Below are 12,169 nucleotides of genomic sequence, written 5' to 3'. Positions count from 1 at the left end.
GAGAGCAGCCTTGCAAAGACGTGACTTCCTGGCCCTGACCGGGCTTACCGCGGGCGGGCTGATCGTGCCCTCCTTCTTCGGCAAGGTGATCGCCGCCGAACAGCTGCAGTCCAGCCTCGACCCGGCGTTGAAGAAGCGCCTGGCCGACGCCGCCCTGCAGGCTGCGCGCAGCGCCGGCGCCACCTACTGCGACGTGCGCATCGGCCGCTACCTGCGGCAGTTCGTGATCACCCGCGAGGACAAGGTGCAGAACGTGGTGAACACCGAGTCCACCGGCGTCGGCATCCGTGTGATCGTCAACGGCGCCTGGGGCTTCGCTGCCACCAACGCGCTGGGCACCGCCGACGTGGCCAGGGCCGCGCAGCAGGCCGCGGCAATCGCCAAGGCCAATGCCGGCGTGCAGACCGCCCCCGTACAGCTGGCCAAGGCACCCGGCGTCGGTGAGGTGAGCTGGCGCACACCGATCCGCAAGAACGCGATGGAGGTACCAATCAAGGACAAGGTCGGCCTGCTGCTGGACGTCAACGCCGCAGCAATGGGCGCCGGTGCCAGCTTCGTCAATTCGATGCTGTTCCTGGTCAACGAACAGAAGTACTTCGCCTCCACCGATGGCTCCTACATTGACCAGGACGTACACCGCATCTGGGCCCCGATGACGGTCACCGCCATCGACAAGACCAGCGGCAAGTTCCGCACCCGTTCGGGCCTGTCCTCGCCGATGGGCCTGGGCTACGAGTACCTGGACGGCGCCGCCGCCGGCAAGGTGGTCAGTCCCAACGGCGTGGTCAACTACAGTTCTTCCTACGACATGAAGGAAGACGCCATCGCCGCCGCCAAGCAGGCGCAGGAGAAGCTGAAGGCACCGTCGGTGAAGCCGGGCAAGTACGATCTGGTGCTCGATCCGTCGCACACCTGGCTGACCATCCACGAGTCGATCGGCCACCCGCTGGAACTGGACCGCGTGCTCGGCTACGAAGCCAACTACGCCGGCACCAGCTTCGCCACCCTGGACAAGCGCGAACAGCATTTCCAGTACGGCAGCGAGCTGGTCAACATCTTCGCCGACAAGACCCAGCAGGGCAGCCTCGGTGCGGTGGCGTACGACGACGAAGGCGTGAAGTGCAAGCGCTGGGACCTGATCAGCAACGGCAAGCTGGTGGACTACCAGACCATCCGCGACCAGGCCCACATCCTCGGCAAGACCGAGTCCGATGGCTGCTGCTATGCCGACTCGTGGTCCAGCGTGCAGTTCCAGCGCATGGCCAACGTGTCGATGGCGCCGGGCAAGAAGCCGCTGAGCGTGCCGGACCTGATCAAGGACGTGGAGAACGGCATCTACATCATCGGTGACGGTTCGTTCTCGATCGACCAGCAGCGCTACAACGCGCAGTTCGGTGGCCAGCTGTTCTACGAGATCAAGAACGGCCAGATCACCCGCATGCTGGAAGACGTGGCCTACCAGATCCGCACGCCAGAGTTCTGGAATGCCTGCACGGCCGTGGCCGACGAGCGCGACTACCGCCTGGGCGGTTCGTTCTTCGATGGCAAGGGCCAGCCGGGCCAGGTCTCGGCGGTCTCGCACGGTTCGTCGACCGCGCGCTTCAACGGCATCAATGTCATCAACACCGCACGCAGCCTCGGCTGATCGGTCAGGAGCCCTTACACCATGAGTATCTTTACCGAAGCCCAGGCCAAGGCCATCCTCGACAAGGTCATCGCCCTGTCCAAGGCCGACGAATGCACCGCCGTGCTGGCCGGCGCGATCAGCGGCAACATCCGTTTCGCACTGAACAATGTCTCCACCAGCGGCATCGTCGACAACACCGAGCTGGCCGTCACCGTCGCCTTCGGCAAGCGCGTCGGCACGGCCTCGATCAACGAGTTCGACGATGCCGCGCTGGAACGCGTGGTGCGCCGTGCCGAAGACCTGGCGCGCCTGGCCCCGGAGAATCCGGAGTTCATGCCGGCCATCGGCAAGCAGAGCTACCGCGCCAGCCCCACCTTCAGCGAATCCACTGCAGCAATCGACCCAGCCTTCCGCGCCAAGGTCGCCGCAGATTCGATCGCCCCGTGCCGTGGCCACGGCCTGATCGCCGCCGGTTTCCTTGAAGACGGCCAGGGCTTCCAGGCCACCGCAAACAGCAATGGCAACTTCGCCTACCAGCGCACCACCAACTTCGATTACACCTGCACCGTGCGTACCGAAGACGGTCGTGGTTCGGGCTGGGTCGGCCGCAACCTGAAGGACGCGGCGGACTTCAAGGCCGACCAGGACATCCGCATCGCCATGCGCAAGGCCACCGAGTCGGCCGAAGCCAAGGCGCTGGAGCCCGGCAAGTACACGGTGATCCTGGAACCGGCCGCGGCCGCAGGCCTGATCAGCTTCATGATGAACTTCTTCAGCGCACGCTCGGCCGATGAAGGCCGCAGCTTCCTGTCGAAGAAGGGCGGCGGCAACAAGCTGGGAGAGCAGGTCTACGACCCGCGCGTGACCATGTTCGCCGACCCGTGGCACCCGGATGCACCGGTGCTGCCGTGGGACAACGAGGGCATGCCACGCGAGCGCATCGCCATCATCGAAAACGGCAAGATCGCCAACCTGGACTACTCGCGCTTCTGGGCCCAGAAGCAGGGCAAGACCGCCAAGGCCTCGCCGGGCAACCTGCTGATGAGCGGTGGCGACAAGAGCACCGCCGAGCTGGTGCGCGGTACCCAGAAGGGCATCCTGGTCACCCGTACCTGGTACATCCGCATGGTCGATCCGCAGACCGTGCTGCTGACCGGCCTGACCCGCGACGGCACCTTCTACATCGAGAACGGCCAGATCAAGCACCCGGTGAAGAACTTCCGCTTCAACGAGTCGCCGGTGATCATGCTCAACAACATCGAAGAGCTGGGCAAGCCGGTGCGCGTGGCCGGTGATGAATCCAGCTACGTGATGATGATCCCGCCGATGAAGCTGCGCGATTTCACCTTCACCTCGCTGTCCGACGCGGTCTGATGGATCGCCGGGCCTGCCTGCGCTGGTTGGCCGCTGCCGCTTCGGCGGCGGCGCTGCCGGCCTTCGCGCAGGCAGGCCCGCGCAGTTCGCGCTACGACTTCTGGTTCACCCGCCTGCAGTACGACTCCGGCGACTGGGACGTGGACGCGCGCATGCCGTCCAACCTGATCACCTCGCTGATCGACTACACCTCGCTGCGCGTGGATCCGCAGGAACACGTGGTGGCGCTGGCCGACCCGCGTATGCTGGAAGCGCCGTTCTGCTACCTGGCCGGGCACACACTGGTGGAGTTCAACGCCGCCGAGCGTCAGAACTTCGTGCGCTACGTGCGCAATGGCGGCTTCGTCTTCGTCGATGACTGCAACCATGATATCGACGGCCTGTTCGCCACCTCGTTCGAGGCACAGATGGGTCGCCTGTTTGGACCGAAGGCATTGCAGAAGCTGCCCAACAGCCACGCGCTGTACCGCAGCTTCTTCCGCTTCCCCGATGGGCCACCGGCCACCAGTTTCGAGCTCAATGGCTGGGGCGATGACCTGGTACACGACTACCTGAAAGGCATCGAGGTCGACGGCCGCCTGGGCCTGCTCTACAGCAACAAGGACTACGGCTGCGAGTGGGACTACGACTGGCGCAACAAGCGCTTCCTGGCCGAAGACAACACCCGCTTCGGCGTCAACATCGTGATGTACGCGTTGAACAATTGATAGGACCTGCACGCCCATGACCACCGCTGACCTCGACTCCCTGCTGCCGCGCCTGCACGATCTGCGCGCCGCGCTCGCACGCGCGGTGGTTGGCCAGAACACCGTGGTCGAGCAGCTGCTGATCGGCCTGTTGGCCGGAGGCCACTGCCTGCTGGAAGGTGCGCCCGGGCTCGGCAAGACCCTGCTGGTGCGCTCGCTCGGCCAGGCGCTGGAACTGCAGTTCAGGCGCGTGCAGTTCACCCCCGACCTGATGCCCAGCGACATTCTCGGTACCGAGCTGCTGGAGGAAGATCACGGCACCGGCCATCGCCATTTCCGCTTCCAGCAGGGCCCGATCTTCACCAACCTGCTGCTGGCCGACGAACTCAACCGCACCCCGCCCAAGACCCAGGCCGCGCTGCTGGAAGCGATGCAGGAGCGCACCGTCAGCTACGCAGGCACCACGTATGCACTGCCTGCACCGTTCTTCGTGCTGGCCACGCAGAACCCGATCGAGCAGGCCGGCACCTACCCGCTGCCGGAAGCACAGCTGGACCGATTCCTGCTGCACGTGCTGGTGGATTACCCGAGCGAGGACGAAGAGCGGCAGATCCTGGAACAGACCACCGGCGGTGCCACCGACGCGGTGCCCAAGGTGATGGATGCCGAAGCGGTGATTGCCCTGCAGGCCGCGGTGCGCCAGGTGCATGTCAGCCCCGATGTGCTGGCCTGGATCACCCGCCTGGTGCGCGCCAGCCGTCCCGGCGAAGGCGCACCGGCAGCAATCAACCAATGGGTGAAATGGGGCGCCGGCCCACGCGCCGGGCAATCGCTGGTGCTGGCGGCGAAAGCACGCGCATTGCTGCAGGGCCGTTTTGCCGCCACCCGTGAGGATGTGCAGGCCTTGGCCGCGCCGGTGATGCGTCATCGCCTGCTGTTGTCGTTCGCCGCCGAGGCTGAGCAGAAGCGTGCCGACGACGTGGTCGCCGCCCTGCTGCAGGCCGTGCCGTTCCCGGGTTGATCCACGCGTGAACGCTGGTATGTCGTTGACCCTGCCCCCCGAACTGCGCGCGCGCCTGCGCCTGCTGCGGTTGCGGCCGCGCCTAGCCAGCGGTGCGAGCGGCATTGGCCAGCACGCCAGCCGCAGCCGTGGTGCCGGCCTGGAGTTCGCCCAGTACCGGGCCTACGAGCCGGGCGACGAACTGCGCCAGATCGACTGGAAGCTGTATGCACGCTCGGACCGCTTCTTCGTACGCGAATCCGAACGCGAAAGCCCGATCACGGTCTGGCTGCTGCTCGATGCCACCGCCTCGGCCGGCCAGGCCGATCGCGCCGCGCCGGAACGCACGCGCCTGGACCATATGCGCGGCGTTGCCGCCTGCCTGGTCGAGCTGGCCCTGCAGCAAGGTGACCGTTTCGGCCTGCTGGCGATCAATGGCGATGGGCTGCAGCTGGTGCCCGCAGCGAGCGGCGCACGCCAACGTGACCGCGTGCACCTGCAACTTCATGCGCTGCAGGCGCGCGGCGGCTGGCCTGCGGCGGATCGACTACGCCCACTGTGGGAACGCGTGCGCCCGGGCGACATGCTGCTGGCTATTGGCGATGGCTTCGATGAAGCCGGCATCGTGCTGCTGGAACAACTGGCCAGCGCGCGCCGTGAAGTGGCCCTGCTGCAGATCCTGACTGCCGACGAACGCGACTTCCCATTCGACACCGGCCACCGCTTCCGCGACCCGGAGACCGGCGAGGAACTGCTGGGCGATGGCGCGGCGATCCGCGCCGACTACCTGCAACGCTTCGCCGACGCACGTACCGCATTGCAGTCGCGGCTGCAGGCCAGCGGGATTGCCAGCGCAGCCGGCTGGCTCGACCAACCGCTGGACCAGCCGCTGCAGGCGCTGTTCGGTCGCGGGGGCGACGCGTGAGCCTGCTGTTTCCACTGGGGCTGGCAGCGCTGGCCGCATGGCTGCTGCCACTGCTGATCCACCTCGCTCGACGCCATCCGTATACGCCGCTGGATTTTGCCGCGTTGCGCTGGCTGCGCGCACAGATCCGGCCGCGCCAGCGCATCCGTTTCGATGACTGGCCGTTGCTGCTGGTGCGCCTGCTGTTGCTGGCCGCGCTGGCATTGCTGCTGGCACGACCTGCGCTGACCGGCCCCGCTCCGGCCCCCAGTGCGTGGACGGTGGTGGCCCCAGGACTGGATGCCGCGGCGCTGCGTGGCACGGCCAAGGATGGCAACTGGCATTGGCTGGCGCCCGGCTTCCCAGCCATTGATCAGGCGCCCCCCACATCCTCGGCAACCCTGCCCAGCCTGCTGCGCGAACTGGACGCGCAGCTGCCAGCCGGCACCGCGTTGACCGTGCATGTTCCCGATCCCCTGCCCGGCCTGGATGGCGCCCGCCTGCAGCTGTCGCGCGAAGTTCAGTGGCACCCGCAGCCGACGGCGATCACTCCGCCGCGGACGGCAGCCGCACTGCCGCAGCTGCGCGTGCACGGCGAGGCATCCGCCACTGCCCAGCATTGGTTGAACGCACTGCAGCGCGGCTGGGGCGTGCAGGCACCGCTCGCGCCGCTTGCAGCGAATGCGCTGCCCGAACGTGGCGAGATCGGTGTATGGAGCCGCAGCGATGCACTGCCGGCGAACTGGCAGGCCTGGCTGCATGAGGGCGGCAGCGTATTGACCGCGGCCAAGCCCGCCGCCAACGCCGCCGTCCTGCTGCGTGATACCGAAGGCGTGCCGCTGCTGGGGCAGCAGCGCATCGGCCAGGGTCGCCTGTTGTCGCTGACGGGCGAGTGGAACACCGCCAGCAACGCCGCGCTGCGCGATCCACAGCTGCCGCGTTCCCTGCTGCTGGCCCTGCAGCCGCTGCCGTCGCCACGCATGGGCGATGCACAGGACCAGGCGCCGCGCCAGGTTGCACTGCCCGCAGCAGCATCGCCGGTGCGTGAGCCCACGGCGTGGCTTCTGCTGGCAATCGTGCTGCTGTTCGCACTGGAACGCTGGATGGCCAGCAGCGCGCGGCGCAGGGCGGTCGCATGAAGACGCTGCAGCATGCCTGGCAACGTGCGCGCCGTCGCCGCGCCGCCATCACCCTGCTGCTGGGCCTGCCGTGGGCGCTGGCCGCGACGGCGCTCGCACTGCGGCTGTCCGGTTTCGATATCGCCTGCGTGGTCGCCACGGTCAGCCTGCTCGCCTGCGCGGCCTTCGCCACTGCACGTGCCCGCCAGCTGGACCGCCAGTGGCTGCAGCGGCAACTCGATGGCAGCGGTACGAGCGAAGACAGCGCCGATCTGCTGTTCGCCGACGCCACCACGCTCAATCCGCTGCAGCAGCGCCAGCGCGCGCATGTGCTTGCCACGCTGGAACAGGCGATGCCGGAGCTGCGTCCACGTTGGCCACACCTGACGGTGGTGCTGTGCTGGATCGGTGGCTTGGCCGTTGCCCTGCTCGCGTTCGGCTGGCCGCGCTCGAACCCAGTCCCGGCAGCCGTCCATTCCGCCACGACCGGCAGCGTCGCGTCCGCGGGCCCGCTGCGGCTGCAGTCCACCCGGCTGCGCATCAACGCACCGGCCTATACCGGACAGGCCACGATCACCCAGAACACGCTGGATGCCAAGGTCGCCGCCGACAGCCAGCTGTCGTGGTCGTTGCGCTTCGACCGCGTACCGGCCAAGGCATGGCTGCAGTTCCACGATGGTCGACGGCTGCCGCTGAGCGAGCGCGATGGACAGTGGCAGGCACAGGATGTGGCGCGCACGCCGGTGCTGTACCGCGTGGTGAGCGAACCGACGCTGGCCGAAACCCGCCTGCACCGGCTGGATGTAGTGGCCGACCGCGCACCCAGCGTGCGCGTGCTGGAGCCGGCCGCCAGCCTGGTTCTGGGCACGCCCGGGCAACGGCAATGGGCGCTGCGCTTCGAGGCCAGCGACGATTACGGTGTCGCGGCGCAGGCAACGCTGTCGATCACCACCACCCAGGGCAGCGGTGAGAACATCACCTTCGTGAAGCGCAGCGTCACGCTTGCCGGCAGCGGCGAAGCCACCGCGCGGCGTTTCGCCCATACCCTTGATCTTGCTGCGCTGGGCGCACAGCCCGGCAACGATGTGATCGCCCAGCTGGAGGTGCGCGACAACCACGCGCCAACACCGCAGACCGGGCGCAGCAGCAGCGTGATCCTGCGCCTGCCCAGCGCCGAAGTCGCACTCGGTGCAGAGCTGGAAGGCCGCATCAAGAAGACCCTGCCGGCCTACTTCCGCAGCCAGCGGCAGATCATCATCGATGCCGAAGCGCTGATCCGACAGCGCCGCACTCTCGCCGCCGAGGACTTCGTGAAGCGCAGCGATGCGATCGGCGTCGACCAGCGCATCCTGCGCCTGCGCTATGGCCAGTTCCTGGGTGAGGAAAGTGAAGGTGCGCCGAAGCCACCGCCGACCAGCGATCTGCCCACCAGCGATACGCCCGCCGCAGACGACCACGATCACGACGACGATCACGACCATGACGCCGATGCCGGGACGCACGACGCGCATGGCCACGATCACCGTGGCAAGCCGGCCAATGCCGATACGTCGCCGGTGTTCGGCAGCGCCACCGACGTGCTCTCCGAGTATGGCCACACCCATGACCATGCCGAGGCCGCCACTCTGCTCGATCCGCAGACCCGCGCGACGTTGAAGGCTGCGCTGGACCAGATGTGGTCGGCCGAAGGCGAGCTGCGCCAGGGCCGTCCGGAGCAGGCATTGCCATTCGCCTACAAGGCATTGGCCTTCATCAAGCAGGTGCAGCAGGCCGAGCGCATCTACCTGGCCCGGGTCGGACCGGAGCTGCCGCCGATCGATGAAGGCCGCCGGTTGGGCGGTGATCGCGCCGGGCTGGCCAGCCGCGAACTGCCGTTGGCCGCACGCACGCCGCCGGACCCGGCCATCGTCGAAGCCTGGCAGCGCCTCGGCGATGACACCGGCGCGCCCGATCTCGATGCGCTCGCGACCTGGCAGCAGCGCAACACCGCCTACCTGCCCGATGCACTCGATCTGGCTGCCGCCATCGAGCAGCTGCGCATCGAACCAGGATGCCGTGACTGTCGCCAGCGTCTGCGTGCGCAGTTGTGGCGTGCGCTGCAGCGGCCGCTGCCGCAGGCGATGCGGCGCAGTGCCGCCGATGCGATGGGGCAACGCTATCTTGATGCGTTGGAGACGCAGCCATGAGCGCCTCCGCTGTGAACCTGTGGATTGCTCTGGCGCTTGCTCTGGTCGTGGTCATCGCCAGCGTGCGCCAGCTGCGTGGAAGCACCACGCGCCGTGGACGACAGGGGATCGTGATCGGACTGCAGCTGATCGCCGCGACTCTGCTTTATTTCTGCCTGGTGCCGCCCACACGCCAGCAACCCGCAGGCGGGCTGGTCGTGCTCGGAACCGATGCCGGCAAGGCCGGCGCACTCCCGGCCAGCGAAGGTCCGCTGTTGCTGTTGCCGGAAGCTGCTGATGTGCCTGGCGCACAGCGCGTTCCCGACCTTGCCACCGCGCTGCGCCAGCATCCGGCCTCCGCGCTGACGCTGGTCGGTGCGGGCCTGGCGGCACGTGACCGCGACGCGGTGCTGCCACAGGATGTGCGCTGGCAGCCAACGCCCGCGCCGCGTGGCTGGGTCGCACTGCAGCCACCGGTCGACGTCGCCCCCGGTGCGCGCTTCGCCGTGCAGGCGCAGGCGCACGGCGTGGCAAAAGCGAAGGCAGAGCTGCTCGACCCGGCCGACAGCGTGGTCGATCGCGCGGTCGTTGACGACGACGGCCGCGTGCAGCTCAGCGGCATCGCCCGCGCGGCGGGACGCAGCGTATTCCGCCTGCGCCTGCTCGATGCAGATGGCCATGTGGTGGATAGCGTGCCGGTGCCACAGCAGACCGTGCCCGCGGCGCCGTTGCGCCTGCTGGTGCGCGCCAGCGCGCCGGGCCCAGAGCTGAAGTACCTGCGCCGTTGGGCGGCCGATGCTGGCATCCGCGTGCAGGTGCAGGCCGATACAGGCGCGGGCCTCAGCATCGGCGATGGCCCGGTGTCGATCGATGCAGCATCGCTCGCACACACTGACCTGCTTCTGCTGGACGAGCGCAGCCTGGCGGCATTGAGTGCGGGCCAGCTGGCCGCCGTGCGCCAGGCGCTGCGCGATGGAATCGGTGTACTGGTACGGAGTGCAGGCGCACCTTCGGCCAGCGCGCGCCAGCGCCTCCGCGATCTGGGCCTGCCAGTGCAGGGTGATGGCAGCAGCCATGCAGTCGAGCTTCCCGGCGACGGCGAAAGCGCCATCCTGGCCGCACGACGTGGCCCACTCGCCGCCGGCACACTGCCGACCGGCTACGGCGAAGACGCCGACCGCAGCTCGCACGGTGCCGCCCTGCCCGCGCTGGAAGCACTGGCGCTGCAGTTTCCGGGCGGCAGCGCGCTGCTGCATGATCGTGCTGGCAACACCATCGGTGGCTGGCGCGCGGTCGGCAAGGGCCGCATCGGCCTGTTGCCGCTGACCGACAGCTGGCGCTGGGTGCTGGCCGGCCGCGATGACCGTCATGGCGAGCTGTGGAGCAGCGTGGTCGCCACGTTGGCGCGGGCACTGGGCAGCGGTGATGCACTGTGGTCGCCGCAGCCGATCAGCTGGGCAGGCGAACGGCAGTCAGTGTGCGGCGTGCAGGCACCGCTGCAGGCCCTCAATGAGCGCGGCGAAGGCGCGCCGCTGATCGTCGATGGCGCGACATCTGCAATGCGCTGCGCTGGCTGGTGGCCCCGCGAATCGGGCTGGCAGCGCCTGCAGCATGGCGACAGCACCGTCTGGCGCTATGTGTTCGACCCGAAGGATGCAGCTGCGCTGCATCGGCAGGCGATGATCGATGCGACTGCACGGATGTTGGCCGCCAGCACTCCGACCGGCACATTGGCCACGCAGCCAGTACCGGGCTCGCGCTGGCCCTGGTGGCTGGCCTTCGTGTTGTGCGCATCGTTGTTGTGGTGGCTGGAACGGCGGCGCTGATCCCGGGGTCGGATCCCTTCCGCCCGCGAAAGGGCTCTGACCCCACCGATCGGATTGCAGGCAGCATCCACGCATGGCGTGGATCTACTGGCCGGTTGCCCTGGTAGATGCCAACCTTGGTTGGCACTTTTCAACGCATGCCCGCGCGCCGGTACACGCCATTGAAGCGCACGTTCATGCCACCGCATTCGCTGTTGTCGGCCACGATCAGCACCTCACCCAGAGAATGCACGCGCACTCTGCAAGTGTCCTCGACGAACTCGGCATCGGCACCACGGGGCGCCGCACGCGCTTCCACCTGGCCCATGTTCGGCCCATACGGGCGCTGCTCCGGCGTGGGGTTGGCGGAGGGCCAGTAGGCGTCGCCTTCGACATGCAGCTGCCCACCCTGCACGGTGATGCGCAGGCCGTTGTCGCCATCCTTCCAGTTGCCCGTCCAGTCCTGCAGCGACGGCACGACCACCGGCAACGCCTGCAGCTTGCTGCGGTCCACCCAGCCAGCACTACCGCCCACCTTGTTCGGGAAGAACGCGCAGCGGTATCGGCCAAGATCACGCCCGGTCACAACGGTATCGCCGTTGACCACATAGCTGCGCTGGCGGCAGGCGGGTTCGCCTTTCGCCGGGCAGCCGTCCATGTCACCAAGCAGGTACAGACGGGGCGCACCCGTCACCTTGGCCAGCGCGAACCGGCTCTGTTCGGAGGGAAACGCACCGTTGCGGCAGGCGCCATCACCGGCGATGGCATCCGCGAAGGCGGACGCCGGCAGCAATGCGGCCAGCAGGCAGATCGAACGCAGAAACATGGCAGCACTACCGGAGGGGGAGCCGGCAGGATATACCGACCTACTTCACCGGCGATGCATCACCGGCATCCTGCTGCTGGGAGAACCGCAGCGCACGCTGCCGCTGTTCCGCGCTGAGTTCCGGCGGTGGCCGTGCGGTCGCGGCCTGGATCTGGTCCGGTCCCCCGGTGAGCTTGTTCAAGCCCCTGCCGGCCGCCAGCACGCCCTTGACCACACCCATCATGATGTAGCCACCGCCCATGCTGACCTGCTCCGGCGACGGCGGCTCGCTCCAATCGCGACTGAAGCGGTTGTCGCCGAACTTGACCGGGTTCTTGAAGCGGTACAGGTCCAGCGGCTCGTCTTCGGGCTTGAGTGCACGCACTTCGCCGAGGGTGGTGACGTTGTCCTGCTGCGGGGTGGTGGAGACCGGCGCGGTGGTTGCCGCCGGCGCATCTGCAGGGGGCACGGGCGTTGGGTCGGGCACCGCTACCGGCGTGGCCTGCTGCGCCTGTGCGATGCCGGCCAGCAGCATGCTGGCCAGGAGTGCTCCCTGCGTTCCACGTCGTGCCACAGCCATCCACCCTGTTGGTTGCGTCCAGCACCCAAGGATACGGATGCGGGCTTCAGATTTCGTTGCTGCACTGGCAGCTGTTCAGCCAAGGGAGATGCGGCGACGCCACCG

At 67.9% G+C, this 12,169-nt stretch carries 10 protein-coding genes; 8 read left to right on the top strand and 2 right to left on the bottom strand.

Features of this window, described 5'->3' with window-relative positions; translation table 11 throughout:
• Nucleotides 1-10 precede the first annotated feature (10 nt).
• Genes AC13GA_RS15415 through AC13GA_RS15380 form a run of 8 tightly spaced genes read left to right on the top strand, consistent with a single transcriptional unit; the run spans nucleotide 11 to nucleotide 10,700 of the window.
• Nucleotides 11-1,645 carry a TldD/PmbA family protein gene (locus tag AC13GA_RS15415; RefSeq protein ID WP_046984783.1) on the top strand — a complete coding sequence of 545 codons (1,635 nt, stop codon included), beginning with the start codon at nucleotides 11-13 and terminating at the stop codon, nucleotides 1,643-1,645.
• A gap of 21 nt (nucleotides 1,646-1,666) precedes the next feature.
• A complete protein-coding gene (locus AC13GA_RS15410; RefSeq protein WP_046984782.1) occupies nucleotides 1,667-3,001 on the top strand; it encodes a TldD/PmbA family protein in 1,335 nt (444 codons plus the stop codon).
• Nucleotides 3,001-3,708 carry a DUF4159 domain-containing protein gene (locus AC13GA_RS15405; RefSeq protein ID WP_012509667.1) on the top strand — a complete coding sequence of 236 codons (708 nt, stop codon included), beginning with the start codon at nucleotides 3,001-3,003 and terminating at the stop codon, nucleotides 3,706-3,708. Before AC13GA_RS15410 ends, AC13GA_RS15405 begins: the two co-directional genes overlap by 1 nt.
• Before the next feature lie 16 nt (nucleotides 3,709-3,724).
• Nucleotides 3,725-4,708 carry an AAA family ATPase gene (locus AC13GA_RS15400; RefSeq protein WP_004134018.1) on the top strand — a complete coding sequence of 328 codons (984 nt, stop codon included), beginning with the start codon at nucleotides 3,725-3,727 and terminating at the stop codon, nucleotides 4,706-4,708.
• Nucleotides 4,709-4,715: 7 nt separating this feature from the next.
• A complete protein-coding gene (locus AC13GA_RS15395; RefSeq protein ID WP_295382263.1) occupies nucleotides 4,716-5,612 on the top strand; it encodes a DUF58 domain-containing protein in 897 nt (298 codons plus the stop codon).
• On the top strand, nucleotides 5,609-6,730 hold the full coding sequence (locus AC13GA_RS15390; protein ID WP_426354691.1) for a BatA domain-containing protein: 1,122 nt from the start codon (nucleotides 5,609-5,611) through the stop codon (nucleotides 6,728-6,730). The genes AC13GA_RS15395 and AC13GA_RS15390 overlap by 4 nt, the downstream gene beginning before the upstream one ends.
• Nucleotides 6,727-8,895: a hypothetical protein gene (locus tag AC13GA_RS15385; RefSeq protein ID WP_482998480.1), complete on the top strand. Its 2,169-nt coding sequence runs from the start codon at nucleotides 6,727-6,729 to the stop codon at nucleotides 8,893-8,895. Before AC13GA_RS15390 ends, AC13GA_RS15385 begins: the two co-directional genes overlap by 4 nt.
• On the top strand, nucleotides 8,892-10,700 hold the full coding sequence (locus AC13GA_RS15380) for a hypothetical protein (protein WP_482998479.1): 1,809 nt from the start codon (nucleotides 8,892-8,894) through the stop codon (nucleotides 10,698-10,700). The genes AC13GA_RS15385 and AC13GA_RS15380 overlap by 4 nt, the downstream gene beginning before the upstream one ends.
• A gap of 130 nt (nucleotides 10,701-10,830) precedes the next feature.
• Here the strand turns inward: AC13GA_RS15380 and AC13GA_RS15375 are convergent, their stop codons facing one another.
• Complete coding sequence (locus AC13GA_RS15375; protein WP_136638456.1) at nucleotides 10,831-11,505, bottom strand: hypothetical protein; 675 nt, start codon at nucleotides 11,503-11,505, stop codon at nucleotides 10,831-10,833.
• 40 nt (nucleotides 11,506-11,545) lie between these two features.
• On the bottom strand, nucleotides 11,546-12,064 hold the full coding sequence (locus AC13GA_RS15370; RefSeq protein WP_136638455.1) for a hypothetical protein: 519 nt from the start codon (nucleotides 12,062-12,064) through the stop codon (nucleotides 11,546-11,548).
• Nucleotides 12,065-12,169: the final 105 nt, after the last annotated feature.

It is taken from the genome of Stenotrophomonas sp. 22DLJC03, from assembly GCF_056861405.1.
This window is presented reverse-complemented; position numbering and strand designations above follow the sequence as displayed.